16 protein-coding genes are annotated in these 18002 nt (G+C 41.0%); 13 read left to right on the top strand and 3 right to left on the bottom strand.

Annotation, left to right across the window (positions count from 1 at the left end; all coding sequences use genetic code 11):
- Positions 1–415: 415 nt before the first annotated feature.
- A complete protein-coding gene (locus tag ACFRAK_RS08805; protein ID WP_387597272.1) occupies positions 416–1033 on the bottom strand; it encodes a cell wall hydrolase in 618 nt (205 codons plus the stop codon).
- Between the two features lie 420 nt (positions 1034–1453).
- On the opposite strand from ACFRAK_RS08805, the gene ACFRAK_RS08800 reads away from it, so the two are divergent.
- From ACFRAK_RS08800 to ACFRAK_RS08785, 4 genes are all read left to right on the top strand, one after another.
- Positions 1454–3628 carry a DNA topoisomerase III gene (locus tag ACFRAK_RS08800; RefSeq protein WP_394571623.1) on the top strand — a complete coding sequence of 725 codons (2175 nt, stop codon included), beginning with the start codon at positions 1454–1456 and terminating at the stop codon, positions 3626–3628.
- A 102-nt stretch (positions 3629–3730) separates the two neighbouring features.
- Entirely contained in the window at positions 3731–4159 is a 429-nt protein-coding gene (gene mntR, locus ACFRAK_RS08795; RefSeq protein ID WP_192205202.1) for a transcriptional regulator MntR, read from the top strand.
- A 182-nt stretch (positions 4160–4341) separates the two neighbouring features.
- Positions 4342–5037 (top strand): class I SAM-dependent methyltransferase, encoded by a 696-nt coding sequence (locus tag ACFRAK_RS08790; protein ID WP_394571622.1) that lies wholly within the window; start codon positions 4342–4344, stop codon positions 5035–5037.
- Positions 5037–5732, top strand: a complete 696-nt coding sequence (locus ACFRAK_RS08785; RefSeq protein WP_387597262.1) for an AIM24 family protein — start codon at positions 5037–5039, stop codon at positions 5730–5732. The genes ACFRAK_RS08790 and ACFRAK_RS08785 overlap by 1 nt, the downstream gene beginning before the upstream one ends.
- A gap of 106 nt (positions 5733–5838) precedes the next feature.
- On the opposite strand, the gene metA is transcribed toward ACFRAK_RS08785, so the two are convergent.
- On the bottom strand, positions 5839–6747 hold the full coding sequence (gene metA / locus ACFRAK_RS08780; RefSeq protein ID WP_192205199.1) for a homoserine O-acetyltransferase MetA: 909 nt from the start codon (positions 6745–6747) through the stop codon (positions 5839–5841).
- A gap of 168 nt (positions 6748–6915) precedes the next feature.
- On the opposite strand from metA, the gene ACFRAK_RS08775 reads away from it, so the two are divergent.
- The 9 genes from ACFRAK_RS08775 to ACFRAK_RS08735 all read left to right on the top strand — a co-directional run bounded on the left by ACFRAK_RS08775 (position 6916) and on the right by ACFRAK_RS08735 (position 16325).
- On the top strand, positions 6916–7449 hold the full coding sequence (locus ACFRAK_RS08775; RefSeq protein ID WP_387597258.1) for a hypothetical protein: 534 nt from the start codon (positions 6916–6918) through the stop codon (positions 7447–7449).
- Between the two features lie 77 nt (positions 7450–7526).
- Entirely contained in the window at positions 7527–8003 is a 477-nt protein-coding gene (locus ACFRAK_RS08770) for a glutathione peroxidase (protein WP_394571621.1), read from the top strand.
- A 136-nt stretch (positions 8004–8139) separates the two neighbouring features.
- Positions 8140–8985, top strand: coding sequence for a DegV family protein (locus ACFRAK_RS08765; protein WP_260288169.1), 846 nt, complete (start codon positions 8140–8142; stop codon positions 8983–8985).
- A gap of 54 nt (positions 8986–9039) precedes the next feature.
- Positions 9040–9684, top strand: a complete 645-nt coding sequence (locus ACFRAK_RS08760) for an HD domain-containing protein (RefSeq protein WP_387597250.1) — start codon at positions 9040–9042, stop codon at positions 9682–9684.
- The gene (locus ACFRAK_RS08755) at positions 9681–11558 is read left to right on the top strand and encodes an ABC-F family ATP-binding cassette domain-containing protein (protein ID WP_387597247.1); all 1878 of its coding nucleotides are present in this window, start codon (positions 9681–9683) and stop codon (positions 11556–11558) included. Before ACFRAK_RS08760 ends, ACFRAK_RS08755 begins: the two co-directional genes overlap by 4 nt.
- Before the next feature lie 130 nt (positions 11559–11688).
- Positions 11689–12825 carry a conserved virulence factor C family protein gene (locus ACFRAK_RS08750; protein ID WP_387597244.1) on the top strand — a complete coding sequence of 379 codons (1137 nt, stop codon included), beginning with the start codon at positions 11689–11691 and terminating at the stop codon, positions 12823–12825.
- Positions 12826–13183: 358 nt separating this feature from the next.
- Positions 13184–14854 carry a dihydroxy-acid dehydratase gene (gene ilvD, locus ACFRAK_RS08745; protein WP_260288177.1) on the top strand — a complete coding sequence of 557 codons (1671 nt, stop codon included), beginning with the start codon at positions 13184–13186 and terminating at the stop codon, positions 14852–14854.
- Between the two features lie 174 nt (positions 14855–15028).
- A complete protein-coding gene (locus ACFRAK_RS08740; protein WP_387707505.1) occupies positions 15029–15466 on the top strand; it encodes a BrxA/BrxB family bacilliredoxin in 438 nt (145 codons plus the stop codon).
- 67 nt (positions 15467–15533) lie between these two features.
- Positions 15534–16325: a class I SAM-dependent methyltransferase gene (locus ACFRAK_RS08735; RefSeq protein WP_387597238.1), complete on the top strand. Its 792-nt coding sequence runs from the start codon at positions 15534–15536 to the stop codon at positions 16323–16325.
- Here ACFRAK_RS08735 and ggt read toward each other — a convergent pair.
- Positions 16313–18001, bottom strand: a complete 1689-nt coding sequence (gene ggt, locus ACFRAK_RS08730; RefSeq protein WP_394571618.1) for a gamma-glutamyltransferase — start codon at positions 17999–18001, stop codon at positions 16313–16315. The two genes, ACFRAK_RS08735 and ggt, sit on opposite strands and share 13 nt — an antisense overlap.
- Position 18002 lies beyond the last annotated feature (1 nt).

Raw genomic sequence — 18002 nt, 5'->3', positions numbered from 1 at the left:
GTACGGAAAATAAGGGGAAACATCAAATATAATTCAAAAGTTTAAGGAGATAGATATTGAACTAAATGGCTGATTTATGATTCAGTTCTTTAAAAACAATGGAGTTGATGAATATCACCTTCATGTGTCACCTAGTAACAAGCAAGCAATAGCTTTAAAAAAAGCAATGCTAGAACTTTGAGTTAGGTGTGAAAGTAATTAGAATGAAAGGTACAATTTAACTTTCACTCTTTTCAACTAGCGGGTGCGTTAGCTGAAGATCGTAGCTGTCTTTAAGGCAGTTTTTTCTTATGGGGGTGCCACCAAAAAGGTCGGGCAAATACTGCCCGACCTTTTATACCACACGACATAGTTAATGGGATATTTATAATACGAAACTATAAAAATATCATTCCTCAATATGTATGTAATAGTTTTACTTTGCAAATAAGTGGTTGCCTATTCTAATGACTGTTTGCCTTGTGAAAATCCATTCATCTGTTGCCAAGAACGGATTATAATAATAAACAGAACCATGAGTAGGATCCCAACCCTGTAATGCATCAATAACAGCTCGATAAGAATAGCTATTTGGGGTCAAATAATATTGCCCATCATGTACAGCTGTAAAAGCATTTGTCTGGAAAATAACATCGTAAGTATTTTTAGGAAAACCTGGCGTTGACATTCGGTTCAAAATTACTGCAGCGACAGCTACTTTTCCTTCATAAGTTTCTCCTCGAGCTTCTCCATAAACAACCCTGGCCATCATTTCAATACTATTTAATTTTTGTTGTGTTTGGAATCCGAAAACTCCATCTGTTAATATTCCAGAATCTTGTTGAAGTTGTTTAACTGCATGATCAGTAATTGAACCATAATACCCTGTTGGTTGACTTTTAAAATAACCCATTTTCTTTAAATTTTCTTGTAAGTCATAAACTGCTTGTCCTTTACTTCCATTGTGTAAAATTTCTTGAGCAAAGATTGAATTTGGTATAAAAAACAAGAAACAAATAAAAACAACAAACGACATTTTTTTTACATTTAACATCAAATATTACCACATCCTTCGATTCATTTTCCTACTATTCTACTTTATCATACAAGAAAAATAGATTTATCTTACATTATTCCTATTTTAAACCAAAAACTGAAGATATTTTCAGGCAATTCGGAATAACAAAAGAAAGTTATATACATTTTGTAAAGTAATAAGTTTTTCTTTAGTTCTTTTGCCAATTAACGTTCCGGTTGGCCATCCATTAATGAAGCTAGTTTTTTTGTAAATTAATCTGCCTATTCGACTGCTTTTATCATCAGCCGGAAATTCCCAATCTTCGTCGCAGTAAAGAAATCATTTCATGCTTTTCCGGGACAGTTCAGTAAAAACGAAGTCATATCTAGCCGATTGTGATAATTAAGGTATAATGATAGGGGAAGATATTTTTTTACGGATTAGGTGAAGATGAACATGAAGCTAATCATTGCGGAGAAACCCGATCAAGGTTCAACGCTTGCGGCTCAATTTAAAAAGAAGAAACAGCAAGGTTATATAGAAATCATGCCGAATGAAATTTTTCCCGATGGAGCTTATGTAACTTGGGCCGTCGGGCATTTATGTCAACTCGTTTCGCCGGAAACCTATCATTCAAAATGGAAAAAATGGTCGATGGAAACATTGCCGATGATTCCTGAGAAATTTCAATATGAAGTGACACGACAAAAGGCAAAGCAATTCAATGTTGTGAAGACTTTGCTTAGGAAACCGGAAGTCGATGAAATCATTCATGCAGGTGATGCCGGGCGTGAAGGAGAATTGATTGTACGCAACATCGTTAATCTATGCAATGTCAATAAACCGATGAAACGGTTATGGATTTCCTCTTTGACCCCAAAAGCGATTTATGAGGGATTCCAAAATCTGAAGAGTGAGGAAAAAACCAGGCCGCTCTATTATGAAGCGTATACTAGAGCTTGCGCGGACTGGGTTGTGGGAATGAATGCGTCGAGAGCGTATAGTATTTTATTGAAACAAAGGGGCGTTTCGGATGTGTTTTCAGCTGGAAGGGTTCAGACACCGACACTCGCCCTGATTGTGAAGCGGGAAATGGAAATTGAGCAATTCAAATCCGAACCGTTCTGGGAAGTGTTCGCTGACTTCAAGATGGATGGGAAGAAATATAAGGGAAAATGGCAGCAGAACAATGATCCGAGAATCAAGACAAAAGAAATGGCTGATAAAATTGCCGCTTTTTGCAAGGATAAGGAAGCTGAAATAGCTGAAATGGATACAGAAAGGAAAGAATTTCAGCCGCCTTTGTTATTTAACCTCTCTTCATTGCAAGCGACTGTGAACAAGATTTATAAATATTCACCGAAACAGACGCTTGATATCGTACAAAGTTTATATCAAAAAGGGATCGTTTCTTATCCACGTTCAGATTCCAATTATGTGACGGAGGGGGAAGCTGAAACATTTCCCGATATTTTGCAAAAACTAAGCGGATTTTCGGAATATGAATCCCTGTTTCCCTTGCCACAACCGAACATCATGAATAATAAACGGTTTGTAAATGAAAAGAAAGTGACTGATCACTATGCTATCATCCCGACGGAGCAGGTAACCGATCCAAAGCGACTTTCAGCTGAAGAACGGAATATTTATGACTTGGTGGTACGCCGCTTGATTGCGGCCCATTATGAGAAAGCCATTTTCGATTACACCACCATTAAAACGCTTGTCGATAAGCGTGCCGAATTCATTTCTAAAGGAAAGCAGCAGATTCAAGAGGGATGGCGCAAAGTGATTTTCCAAAATGACAAAGAAGACGATGATATCATTTTGCCGTCCGTCTCAAAAGGGGATTCTGGAAAGGTCGCCAATATAAAGGTGAAAGAAGGAAAAACCCAGCCTCCTAAGCGCTATACAGAAGGTCAGCTGATCACTTTAATGAAGACTGCCGGAAAGCATCTGGATAATGAAGAGTTAGAAAAGGTGCTGATGAAAACCGAGGGTCTTGGAACCGAAGCAACCCGGGCTGGCATCATTACCATGCTAAAAGACCGTAAATACATCAATGTTAAAAAAAACCAGGTGTTTGCGACAGATAAAGGGAAAGTGCTGATTACTGCGATTGGGGAGAAAATCCTGGCTTCACCCGAGATGACAGCCAAATGGGAACAGCGTTTAAGGGAAATCGGTGAAGGAAAGGCATCAGCTGGCGGATTTATGGAAGCTGTTAAAAAGATGTCAGCAAAAATTATCAGTGATGCCGTGGAATCATCGGAAAGCTGGAATTTTCAAGGGCTGGACACCGAGTCGATTCAACGAAGCGGCCCAAAAAAGAGAAGTTCAGCATCTGTGGGCAGCTGTAAACTATGCGGTTCTAAGATTGTCGATAAAGGGGAATTCTATGGATGTGTAAGTTATCAAAAAACAAAGTGTAACTTCACTATCTCCAAAAAAATCCTTAATAAGAAAATCAGTCAAGCAAATATAAAAAAGCTGTTGGCGAGCGGTGAAACGGATTTGATAAGCGGTTTTAAAAAAGGGGAAAAGACCTTTGATGCCATTTTATCCTGGTCCGACTCTGAAAAGAAGATCAGTTTTACATTCCCGACAGAACAAAACGTCAAGCAAACTTGAGAAGAAACTTCATTAAAGGCGCCCTGAGACTTATATTTTCTTGTTTCGGGGTCGTTTATATAGTAAAATTTTTAGATATGCGTTTGAATGGGAGGATTCCGAATGCCTACACCAAGCATGGAGGATTACATAGAACAAATTTATTTACTTATCGAAGAAAAAGGGTATGCAAGAGTTTCCGATATTGCCGAAAACCTTTCCGTCCACCCTTCTTCTGTTACAAAAATGGTTCAAAAACTTGATCAGGAAAAATATTTGATATATGAAAAGTACCGGGGTCTCGTTTTAACTGCAAATGGGAAAAAAGTTGGTAAAAGGCTCGTATACCGTCATGAACTTTTAGAACAGATGCTAAGGTTGATTGGGGTCAAGGAAGAAAATATTTATCATGATGTAGAGGGAATCGAACACCATCTTAGTTGGAATGCCATCGATAGGGTTGGAGACCTGGTTGAATTCTTTGAAGAATCCCCTGACCGTGTCGAGGATTTACGAAAGATACAAAAAAGAAATGAAGAAAATTCGAAATAAGCTGCCGTCGGCAGTTTTTTTTATATATTTGCAAATCACCTGTATTCCTGAACGGATTATATAAAAGAGGATTTTTAAATTTTGAGCAGAATAGCTATATAGAAGCCCCGGTAATTTGATTCTGGAAACTGAGTGTTATTAATATAGTAGGTACTTGCCTAGTTAGGAGGGTGGAATTTCTGATGAATTTACATACATGGCATAATGAATCGAAAAAGGAATGGGATGTTTTTGCACCGATGTGGGTGAAGAATTCGCAAGAAATGTGGGAAACGGGGAGCCGGAAAAACATTATTCCTTTCTTTTCTGAATATGTACCTTCGGGAGTGAAGGTGGCTGACATTGGCTGTGGAGATGGAGTTGGTTCCTTGAAATTGGCCGAAGCGGGATTTGAAGTAACCGGAGTTGATTTATCCAATGTGATGATCGAATTTGCAAAGGGGAAAACCGCTCAACAACCAGAACTTTCTTTCCTGCAAGGGGATTTTTATAATCTTCCATTCAATAATGAAGAAATGGATGCGGCAATGGTCATTAATTCTTTGGAATATACGGGTGAACCATTAACGGTGATGAAGGAAATTCAACGGGTAATAAAGCCTGGCGGTTATGTCTGTTTTGGAATACTTGGTCCAACAGCTGAACCACGAAAAAAATTCAGTTTTCAACGGTTATTAGGAGATAAGGTCATCATGAATACAATGCAGCCTTGGGAATTTGAAAAAATGGCTTTAGAAACCGGATGGAAGGCAGTGGCAGATACCGGCGTTGCAAAGAGAGGGGTGGACTATACAAAACTAGGGCATTTTTCAAAGGAGTTAAAGCAAGCTGTATCGTTCATGTGGCTTTTCCTCCTTCAAAAAGAGGTGGGGCAGTGATGGAGAAGTATCAAATCGATCAATTCGTTGAAAAGACGAAACAGCAGGATAAAGGGCAAGGTTTATTCGAACTTGAAACGGAACGGATTTTGGAGATTAATTTGGAACAGCAGATCTGGGCAAAGATGGGGACGATGATTTCTTATCGCGGCCATATTAAATTCGAGCGGGAAGGTATCTTGGAGCATGGTCTTGGTAAACTCTTCAAAAAGGCTTTGACAGGTGAGGGTGCATCTTTGATGAAGGCGACTGGAAGCGGCAAGCTGTACCTCGCGGATCAAGGAAAGAAGATTTCCATTTTACAGTTAAATGGTGAATCGATCTGTGTTAACGGAAATGATTTACTTGCATTTGAGCCGGGGATTCAATGGGATATAAAAATGATGCGGCGCATTGCCGGGTTATTGGCGGGTGGATTGTTCAACGTAAGGCTCGAGGGGAGAGGCATGGTTGCCTTCACTTCCCATTATGAGCCGCTTACTTTAATGGTTGAACATGGGAATCCGGTCTATACGGACCCGAATGCCACAGTGGCTTGGTCAGGGGAATTGCAGCCTGAATTCGTAACGGATGTTTCACTGAAGTCGTTTTTTGGAAGGGGAAGCGGCGAATCCGTTCAAATGAAATTCGAAGGTCAAGGATTTGTGGTCGTCCAACCTTTTGAAGAGGTTTATTTCGGCAATAAGGAATCATGAAACAAACAACCTGAGTCAGAAACTCAGGTTGTTTCCCATGATAATCGGAAGTGGCTGCCCAATAAACGATTCACTTAAAAGTGAAAGCTTCTTTTTTCTTACCCTTTCAATCCCACTCATAAGGGGTTGATTGGTAGACATAATAGTTCAGCCAATTCGAGAACATCAGGCTGCAATGGCTTTTCCATCGGTGAAGAGGAACCTTGGTCGGATCGTTATCAGGAAAGTAATTTTCAGGGAGTTGTGTATTGATTCCACGCTCCCTATCGCGCTTGTATTCTTCACCAAGGGTATCGGCATCATACTCGAAATGACCGGTAACCATAATTCTTTTTCCATCAACTGAAGCAGCAATCAATACACCGGCTTGATCGGACTGTGCAAGAACCTTCAGTTCCGGATGGTTAACTAATTTTTGATAGTCAATATCCGTATGGCGAGAATGAGGGGCCATAAAATAATCATCGAATCCGCGGACTAGATTTTCATTCGGTTCAAGGACCTCATGGGTGTATATCCCGAAGCATTTCTCTGGAAGTTCGTATTTGCCTATTCCATAATGATGGTACAGGGCAGCCTGTGCCCCCCAACAAATATGTAGGGTTGATGTGACATTTTCGCTTGACCAATCCATGATACTCTGCAGTTCTTCCCAATAATTAACGTCTGAAAATTCCAGCTTTTCTACTGGAGCGCCTGTAATGATCAAGCCGTCATATTTCTTCGTGCGGATATCATTAAATGATTTGTAAAATTGATCTAAATGAAATTTACTTGTGTTTTTTGATTCATGTGTGCTCAAGCGCAGGAATGATATATTTACTTGAATCGGAGTATTGCCTAGAAAGCGCAGTAACTGGGCCTCCGTTTTTTCTTTCTCTGGCATTAGGTTTAAAATTAATATATTCAATGGACGGATTTCCTGATTGGTAGCCCTTTCCTCATCCATTACGAAGATATTTTCCTGTTCTAAAATTTCCCTTGCTGGCAGTTGCCCCGGAATTCTGATTGGCATGATTAGCCTCCTTCTTCAAAAATCATAATATTTTAATTATATAGAAAATTATTGAATAGAAAAGCTATTTTAATAATTTCTTGTAAATCCCAAAGGAAATGGCCTGGGAATGGTAAAATGGGAAGATCATGAATACATAAACTATGAAGTTGGAGAGGTGTTTGGAGATTGTTTGATCCTACAGCATTTGAGAACATGAAAGTGGTATTGGAAGGAGCGGTTTACGACCGTGACTTCATTGGAGATATATTGGTCATAAAACGTGATGATATAGTGAATCTCTCGACTATGTCCAGATCATATAAGATTGAGATGGAATTGAAAAAGCCAATCGCGCCTATTTCGATTAGCGGTGCCATTGAGTTACAGGCTTCACTCAAGAACCTAAGTTCGGAGTTACTCGATGCAGCTATTGATGATGTGCATTCGGGCTGCACCGTCGATATTTTCATTACTTTTCCGAAAAAACTCGATGAAGTGAATGCTGAACAATTGTTGAATGACCTGGAAAAAATTTGGGGAGATCAGAGAATCATTACAGTGACGACCAGCGATACGGTCAGTAAAAAAATGCAACTCGTTACTTCTTCTATATATAAAGTTTCATTTGGAAGGCTTGTAAAAGAAGAGCAAATGGATGATTTGGAAGACATGGTAGAGTATTTGATTCAATCCATACAAGCAGTGAAGATTCAGGGCTGAAAGGAAAGGATAAAAGTTGGTAAACCTACCTTTAAATACGGTAAAATGAATCATCATACTATAGGGAGTGATCATACATGTCCATTTACGAATTTGAAGTCAATAAAATCAATGGCGAAACCATCTCGCTTGAGGAATATAGAGGGAAGGTGATGATTATAGTGAATACCGCAAGCAAATGCGGTTTTTCGCCACAGTATGATGATTTGCAAAGCCTGTATGTGCAATATAAAGAGGATGGGGTTGTCGTGCTTGGTTTTCCTTGTAATCAGTTTTTGAATCAGGAGCCTGGTGATGATCTGGAAATCGATTCATACTGCAAATTGAATCGTGGCATAACATTCCCGATGTTTGCAAAAGTGAATGTCAATGGCAAGGAAGCCCATCCTTTATTCAGCTACCTGACTGAAAATGCTCCTGGAGTGATGGGGTCCAAATCTATAAAATGGAATTTTACAAAGTTCTTGATTGACCGTAATGGAAATATAGTGAGCCGGTATGCACCTAAAACAAAACCTCTGGAAATGGAAGAGGATATAAAAAAATTATTATGAAGAAAGAAATTGAGTCCAACCGAAGTTCCAGTTGGGCTCTTTTTATGAAGTAAGATATTTATATGCATCCGTATTCAATTGGGGACAGATGATTGGGATGTTGAATATAATAGAAGACACAACGAGGGGGGAAACCATGGAACGAATTGCATGGGTAACAGATAGTACGGGAACTTTGGACGAAGAATTATCATTGAATGAACATGTATACGTTGTTCCGATGGTCGTCATCATTGATGGGAAGGAATATGAAGATGGTGTCGACCTATTACCTGAGGAATTATACCGGCGGATGAGTGAGGAAAAAATTACAGCCACTACGTCACAGCCTTCGGTCGGCAGATTCCAAGAGTTATATATGGAGCTTGAAAAACGCTATGATCGAATCATAGCCGTACATCTTTCAAGTGAATTGAGCGGGACCGTTTCCGCGAGCAGGCAAGCTGCACAAATGGTTTCGATCCCTGTTGACGTTTTTGATACTTTACTTATTTCCTTTCCAATGCTATTAATCTTGAAAAGGCTCATGCATTATATGGATAATGGAGATTCCATCAATGAGGCTTTCGTCAAAACGAGAATGTATGCGGACAACCATGAAACCTATGTATTAATTGGTTCTTTAGATCAGCTGCATCGCAGCGGCAGGTTAACGAACGCACAGTATATTCTTGGAAACCTATTGAGCTTTAAGCCCATCATTTCAATCGAAAATGGTGTGCTTCATACTAAATCTAAACCTCGGAACCTTAAAAAAGCGGAAAAACAGATCTTCACTGATTTTCGCAGATCAGTCGAAGCAGGAAAAGTGAAAGAATGCACCATATTATATGGTGCAGTGTCTGAGCAGGCACAAAGATGGAAAAAGATGATTACACAAGAATTTCCTCATGTGTCGATCCATGTATCCCCTCTTGGCAGTGCCATCGGGGTGCATACCGGTGAACAGACGATTGGGATCAGTTGGTTCAATGAAGATTAAAGCACACCATTTTTTGAGAACCATGGTAAAATAGAAGGGACATGGAGTGGTGATATGAAACAAACGATGATTGAACTGACGGAGAAGTATGTATATGACCAATTGAATTCCGATGCCAGCGGCCATGATTGGTTCCATATCGATCGTGTTCGTAAGCTGGCTTTACATATTGCAAAAGAAGAACGAAAAGGAAATGAGTTTATCATTGAAATGGCTGCTTTGCTTCATGATATCCCGGATGATAAACTAAACCATGAAGCCGATGAAGGCTGGAAAAAGCTTGACGTTTGGTTTGATGAAATTAAGTTGGATATTGATAGTGTTGATGCCGTCAAACAGATCATCAATACTATTTCATATAGTGCAGGGCAGTTGAAGCTTCCTTCGATTGAGGCTGAAATTGTTCAGGATGCTGACCGCTTGGATGCAATTGGTGCCATTGGCATAGCCAGGACATTTGCATATGGCGGAAAAAAGGGACAACTTATGTATGATCCTTCATTGCCGATAAGGGAAAACATGACCAAGAAGGAATACAGGGGTGGCAAAAGCTCAACCATTCATCATTTTCATGAAAAATTATTGCGTTTGCAAGATATGCTCAATACTTGTACAGCCAAGAAGATTGCAAGTGAAAGGCATGAATATATGGTTGGGTTTTTAGAGGAATTTAATAAGGAATGGGATGTACGATTATGAAAGTTTTTAGCATGGAACATGTAATGAAAACCCAAGGGGAAAAGCTGCTTTTTAAAGATGTCTCTTTTTCCATTACCGAAGGGGAAAAAATCGGGATCGTTGGCATAAACGGCACCGGCAAATCGACATTATTGAATATCATCGCAGGCTTGGAAGACAGTGATTTAGGAACGAAGGATCATCCGAATGATTACACGATTTCCTATCTATCCCAAGATCCGCATTTTGATGAGAAATTGACGATCATGGAATATATGTATGAAAGTTCAACTCCTGTATTTTCGTTGATTAAGGAGTATGAAAAGACGCTCGTTCAACTACAGGTAGATCCACAGAATAGCGTAATTCAGGACCGTTTGTTAAAGCAGCAACAGGATATGGACACGCTTGGTGCCTGGGATACAAGTGCCAATGCCAGAACAATACTTACCAAACTTGGTCTTCCTGATCACTCAAGGAAATTGGGGGAACTGTCAGGTGGCCAAAAAAAACGTGCGGCGCTGGCAAAAACCTTGATTGAGACCCCTGATTTATTGATTTTGGATGAGCCGACGAACCATCTCGATTTTGAAAGCATCACTTGGCTTGAAGAATATTTGGGGAAATATCAAAAGTCCGTTTTATTTGTGACCCATGATCGATATTTCCTTGATCGCGTGTCCAATAAGATTTGGGAAATTGCCCAAACGCAGCTTTTCGAATACAAAGGAAATTATGCGGATTATTTAGAATCAAAGGCCATTCGTGAAGAGAACGAAACGGCTGAAAGATCGAAAAAGGAAAGTCTATTCAAAAAAGAACTGGCCTGGATCCGTAAAGGCGCAAAGGCACGTACAACGAAACAAAAGGCCAGGATCCAACGCTTCGAAACATTGGAATCAGGTGTAAAGGATAAGCAGAAAACCGAGAACCTGGAAATGGAATTAAGCGGTGCCCGCCTTGGGAAAAAGGTCCTCGAGATGCAGGATGTTTCTAAATCCTTCGGTGATAAAACCATCATCAACCATTTTTCCTTCCTCTTCAAACCGGGTGATCGAATTGGGATCGTCGGTAATAATGGCAGTGGAAAATCAACCTTGTTAAATATCCTGGCTGGACGGGAATCGATAGATGAAGGAAACCTGGAAAAAGGGCAAACCGTGAAAATAGGGTACTATACGCAAGAAAGCGTCGATATGGATGAGAATTTGCGCATGATCGAGTATATTCGGGAAACGGCAGATTCAATCGCCCTTAAAGATGGTAGTTTCATATCGGCTGCACAGATGCTTGAAAGGTTCTTGTTTCCAATGGGTTCTCATGGGACGCCTATTCGCAAGCTTTCCGGTGGGGAGAAAAGGCGTTTATATCTTCTTAACATTTTGATGTCGGCACCTAATGTCCTGCTTTTGGATGAACCGACGAATGATCTGGACACGCAAACCTTGACCGTTCTGGAGGATTATTTAGAAACGTTTTCAGGTGTAGTCATTACTGTTTCGCATGATAGGTATTTCCTGGATAAGACGTGCCATCAGCTTCTTGTTTTCAAGAATAAAGCTGAAATTGATTTCTATTACGGCAGTTATTCAGAGTTCTTGGAAGAAAAGACTGAAGAGGCCGTGCCGGTAAAAGCACCAGAACCTCAGATGAACCGGACCGAAAAGAAAAAGAAAAAACTAACTTATGCGGAAAGTAAGGAATGGGAAGAGATAGAAGGGAACATGGAAAGGGTCGAGTTGCGCCTGAAAGACATAACATCAGAAATGTCTGCAGCGGGAAGCGACTTTGAAAAAGTCCGCCTGCTACTTGAAGAAGAAAAGGAACTAACGGATAAATTAGACCATTTGATGGAAAGATGGACGTATTTAGCGGAAAAATTGGAAGAGGAATGAGCGGGATGACCGGTCCAAGGGAACAAACCTGGACCGGTCTTTTTTTGGCCAATCTCAATTGCATGAGAATCTGTTGCCGATGTGATAATATCTAGTACATGGAAACGTCTTGTTAAAGGAGAGAAATGCATTGAAAATTAAGTCTATAGAACCTACACCAAGTCCGAATACAATGAAAATCAATTTAACTGAAGAGCTATTAGCTGGTAAAAGCAATAATTATAAGAAAGATCAAGCTGACCAAGCACCCCAGCTGATTAGAGATTTATTTACGATCGAGGGAGTGAAAGGGGTATATCATGTTGCGGACTTCTTAGCCGTTGAGCGAAATGCGAAATATGATTGGAAAGATATCTTGGTCCAAATCCGTCAGGTTTTCGGGGAAAAAACCGAAGAACAAAATCAACAAACGGCATTAAATGAACATTACGGTGAAGTAACAGTTGCCATTCAACAATTCAAGGGCATTCCGATGCAAATTAAAGCAAGTGATAGCCAACACGAAAAACGTTTTGCCTTACCGGATTATTTCTTAAAGGGCATTTCAGCGGCTCAAAAAGAAGATGACAATGTAGTCCTGCTTCGAAAATGGAAGGATTATGGCGTAAGATATGGTGATATGGAAGATATCGTGAAGGAAGTATCCGATGAGTTGATTGCAGCTTACCCGGAAGAACGAATTAATCGGCTGGTAGCCGCTGCAAAAGAACGGGTGGATGCGAAGGAAGCAATTTTGAAACGACCAAAAATTAAACTGACTGCAGAAATGCTGAATGACGAAAGCTGGGAAAAGCGATACCAGGCTTTAGAACAAATGGAAGATCCAACGGTTGATGATATACCCGTATTGGACATGGCACTCTCCGATGGCAAGGTCTCGATTCGACGGCTCGCGGTAGTATACTTGGGTATGATCGAAGATAGAAAAGTGCTTCCGAGCTTGTATAAAGCCTTGAAAGATAAAAGTGCAGCCGTAAGACGTACGGCTGGGGATTGTTTATCCGATCTTGGCTTTGAAGAAGCGATGGGAGAAATGTCTCAATCACTTTCTGATAAAAATAAATTGGTTAGATGGAGGGCGGCGATGTTTTTATATGAAGTGGGAAATGAAACGACCCTCCCTTATCTTAAACAAGCGGAACAGGACCCTGAATTCGAAGTGGCCCTGCAGGTCAAGATGGCCATTGACCGTATAGAAAATGGGGAAGAAGCAAAAGGTTCGGTTTGGAAGCAAATGACTGAATCAAGACAAGCGAATGACAAGTGAGATTTAATGGGGAATAACTTAATGGAACCTGTAAAGGTTACAGGCAAAAGGCATGCGGATGATTTAATCCGCATGCCTTTTTATTATTGAAGCGGATCTTCAAGTCACTTGACAATCTTTCCCCTAGGTCGAAATCCAAAACATTCAAAATGGCTAATATTTCGTTATACAGCAGTTATTCTGACATAAATTTGATCGCTATTATTTTAGAAAAATGATTTTTGTAGATATTTTGTATTGAATGGTTGCATTTGGATGTAAATATGTTAGAATTTTTAGAGTATACTAAAAATTATATTATATTGAATCATTAAACATTTAGTGGAAATTGGGGGTACAACAAATGTCTACATCAAATATGAGAAGTGACATGATTACAAAAGGAGTCGATCGAGCTCCGCATAGAAGTCTGCTGCGGGCAGCAGGGGTTAAAGAAGAAGATTTCGGTAAACCGTTCATCGCGGTTTGTAATTCTTACATCGACATCGTTCCAGGTCATGTCCACCTTCAGGAATTCGGAAAAATAGTGAAGGAAGCGATTCGCGAGGCTGGCGGTGTTCCTTTCGAATTTAATACGATTGGGGTGGATGATGGAATTGCAATGGGTCATATTGGTATGCGCTATTCTTTGCCAAGTCGTGAAATCATCGCGGATTCCGTGGAAACTGTTGTATCAGCACATTGGTTTGACGGGATGGTTTGCATTCCAAACTGTGACAAGATAACGCCGGGAATGATGATGGCAGCACTTCGTGTCAATATTCCAACAATATTCGTAAGTGGCGGACCCATGAAAGCAGGTAAAGACAAAAACGGTAAATCTCTTTCACTGACATCCGTGTTTGAAGGTGTGGGCGCTTATCAAGCAGGTAATATCAATGAAGAAGATTTGCAGGAAATCGAGCAAGTTGCTTGCCCTACTTGCGGTTCTTGTTCAGGAATGTTCACGGCGAACTCCATGAACTGCCTGGCGGAAGGCTTAGGACTTGCACTTCCGGGAAATGGAACAATTTTGGCGGTAGCCGAAGAACGTAAGGAATTCGTTAAGAAATCCGCTAAACAGTTGATGGAGTTAATCAAACAGGATATCAAGCCTCGTGATATCGTAACGATTGATGCTATTGATAATGCCTTTGCCTTGGATATGGCGATGGGCGGTTCGACCAACACCGTTCTTCATACACTTGCATTGGCGCATGAAGCAGGTTTTGAATATCCAATGGAACGCATAAATGAAATAGCTAACCGAGTACCGCATCTAGCGAAAATCGCACCGGCATCCGATTATCATATTGAAGATGTACATAATGCCGGTGGTGTAAGTGCCGTCATTAATGAGTTACTCAAAAAACCAGGTGCCTTTAATGGGGACTGCCTTTCTGTCTCAGGCAAAACGCTCCGTGAAAATGTTGCCGGTTGTGAAATATTGGACAAGGACGTCATCCATCCGTTAGATAATCCGCATTCTGAGCGTGGCGGGCTTGCGGTATTATTTGGTAACCTTGCTCCACAAGGCTCCATCGTAAAAGTAGGGGCGGTTGACGAATCAGTTGGTGGCTACCACAGGGGTCCTGCCATTTGTTTCGATTCCCAGGAAGATGCACTTTCAGGAATCATTACTGGAAAAGTAAAAGAGGGGAATGTAGTGGTCATTCGTTACGAAGGACCTAAAGGAGGGCCGGGTATGCCGGAAATGTTGGCACCCACTTCTCAAATCGTCGGGAGGGGACTTGGAGCGAAAGTCGGTTTGATCACCGACGGCCGTTTTTCAGGCGCATCTCGAGGCATCAGCATTGGTCATATATCCCCCGAAGCAGCTGAGGGAGGCCCGATTGCCTTTGTTGAAGATGGAGATATCATCGAATTGGATTTGAATAATCGTAAAATAGAATTGGAAATTTCCGATGAAGAATTCGAAAAACGCAAAGCCAAATGGAAAGGCTTCGAATCAAAAGTCAGGACAGGCTATTTAGCACGTTACTCCAAGCTTGTAACGAATGCCAGCTCAGGCGGCGTGATGAAAGTTTAAGTTAAAAGGAAGATTAAAACAACATGGAGGCAGAATGAAAGTGGATTCTGTCACCATGTTTTTTTTTGAAGAACAATGAAATTTTACAAAGCTTTAAGCGTCATTTTTGCATATGCGCTCAAGAATATAGTATGATTAAACTAATTGAAGAATTGTAACCAAGGAGGTTTTTTTATGTCGATGGCATATGATGAATATATGAAACAAATGGTGAAACCAATGCGCGCGGAACTGGTGCAAGCAGGTTTTGATGAGCTGGAATCCGCTGAAGCGGTTGAAAGCTTTATGGAATCGGTAGATGGTACGACACTTGTGGTCGTGAATTCAGTCTGCGGCTGTGCAGCCGGGTTAGCCCGTCCAGCTGCTACTCAAGCCGTACTCCAAGCAGACAATAAGCCAGATCATTTGGTAACTGTATTTGCCGGTCAAGATAAGGAAGCGACAGCTAAAATGCGGGAATACTTCGATGGAATAGAACCTTCTTCACCATCCATGGCTCTTTTAAAGGGCAAAGAGGTCGTACATTTCATTCCACGCCATGATATAGAAGGACAGCCAATGGAAGCTATCATGGAAAATTTATTGGCAGCGTTCAGTCAAATAAATAAGTGATGAAGCGGAATGCCCTGGAAACAGGGCATTCTTTTCAAATTTTAGAGAGTATGAAGGGGTAGGATACATGTTTGTCACAACAGTAGGAAGAGCCGGTAAAGAAACGATGATATTAGCCAAAAGGTTAGCTGAAGAATTAAAAATCCCCTTTATCGCCAGAAGAAAAAGATCGGTCAGAGATATCCAAGCGGAACAGAATGAAGATGATTGCCTTGTTTTTGGTAATAAGCGGATGGAGTTATATCGATACCAGGAAAAAGAACCATTCTTTTTTCACCCGAACCTGGCGATGATCCGTATAAAAAGAATAATGCACGGCGAGAGTGACCCATTTCTCGTTGCCGGAGATATAAATGAAGGGAACGCTGTGCTTGATTGTACAATGGGCTTGGGCTCGGATGCGATAGTCTCAAGTTTCGCAGTGGGTGAACATGGACAGGTTGTCGCTTTGGAAGGAAATCAATATTTGGCATTGCTCGTGGGACATGGGATGAAGACATGGGAGAATGCAGAAGAAAAGATGGTTTCTGCGATGCGAAGAGTTGAGGTCATGCACGGTGATCATTACGAAATATTGAAAACATTGCCGGATAATCATTTTGACGTCGTATATTTCGATCCCATGTTTGAAGAAACGATTCAGGAATCGAATGGAATCAGGGGACTTACTCATTTTGCGGTAGGTAAGGAGTTATCGGTGGAAATAATGGATGAAGCCAAGCGGGTTGCGCGCAAGAGAGTCGTGTTGAAAGACCATTTTCGCAGCTCCCGCTTTGAGGAATTTGGATTTGAGGTAATAAAGAGAAAAACATCCAAATTCCATTTTGGCTTCATTCAATCCAGTGATTACGATTTATAATCTGTTTCATCAAGACCAATGGCACAGCCTTCTCGGCTTGAATCGGCAGCACCATAGTTCGAGCCATCAGGGTTGATTTGAATCGCTTGGACATTCCCTATAGAGTGGGGAACTTCATTAAAGGCGAAGCCCATCGCTTCCAAGTGGCCTTTGCTAGTCATATCCATTCCAGGTTCCCATTCAATATGAGGGCCCATTGGAGTGAAAATTCTAGGTTCCTCGATGGCTGCTTTCAAATCCATTTTTAAATCGAGTACATTAATGATCGTTTGTACGACTGAACTGATGATGGTCGGTCCACCTGGTGAACCTAACGTCAAGATCGGATCGCCATCTTTAAAGATGATGGTCGGGCTTTTACAGCTGACGGGGCGTTTATTGGGCTGCACTTCATTCATGCCGCCTGGAATGGAATCGAAATCAGTCAGTTCGTTATTCAGCATGAAACCATAATCGGAAACCATGATCCCTGATCCGAATGGATGTTCCACTGTAGAAGTGCATGCTGCGATATTCCCCCATCTGTCACGGACAGTGAAGTGTGTCGTTTCACTGATATCTTCTTCATTAGGCTGCGGAACGACTTCCATTTGTTTTACGGAATCATAAATCCAAGGGTTTCCAAAGTCAATGGAATTATTTCTTGTTTTGAAATTAATGAATGAGCGGCGTTTAGCTATATACTCATCATGCATGAGACCCGCCAATGGCAATTCGGCAAATTCAGGATCAGCGAGAAATGCCTTTTTATCTGTAAATGCCAGCCGCATCGCTTCTGCTATTAAATAATATTTTTCCCAAGAACGGACATCATATTGTTCTATATGGAAGCTCTCCAATATTTTCAGGATTTGGATGACCGTGAATCCACCAGCACTTGGGGCATTCGATGATGCAATTAGATAATCCTTATAAGTCCCATACATGGGAACATCGATGGTAGCTTTATAGTCCTTTAAATCAGAAAGCTCCATGAACCCTCCAAGTTCCTGTATGCAGGAAATGATGCCTTCTCCGATTTCACCTTCATAAAAAGCGGAAATGCCTTCACGCTGTAATATCCGATAGGTATTCGCGAGTTTTTCTTTTTTGAGCAGATCGCCATCTTGATACGCTTTTCCGTTTGGCATAAAGAACTTACGCGCTTCATCACCCAATCGATATTCAAAATTTTTAAGTGCATCGCAAAGAACCCAATTGACGGGAACTCCTTTTTCAGCAAATTCGATGGATGGCTCGATGAGGTCCGCTAATGGCTTGCTGCCATTTTCGGCGAGTGCTTCATCCATAGCTTTCAGGATTCCGGGAATGCCAACCGCTGTAGCTTTGATTGACCTTTCTTTAAAAGGGATGACCTCCCCTTTATCATCAAGAAACATGTCTCGATGCGCGGCTTTAGGTGCCCTTACATGGCCATCGTATATTTTCGTTTCTTTATCTTTAGCGTTATATACCATAAGGAAACCACTTCCGCCGATACCAGTCATCATGGGTTCCACAATATTTAGGGCAAATTGGATGGCAACAGCCGCATCGACAGCATTTCCACCTTCACGTAATATTTTTTCCCCGATGGAAGTGGCTACAGGATGGGCTGTAACGACCATTCCAGCGTTTCCTTTATCTGTTTCCCTTTTGTAATCCTTATCTTTAATGATTTCATTGTTGTTTTCCAAA

The organism is Peribacillus sp. NPDC056705 (assembly GCF_043656335.1).
Note: the sequence above shows the minus strand (reverse complement) of the source record. Positions and strands in the feature narration are given on the sequence as shown.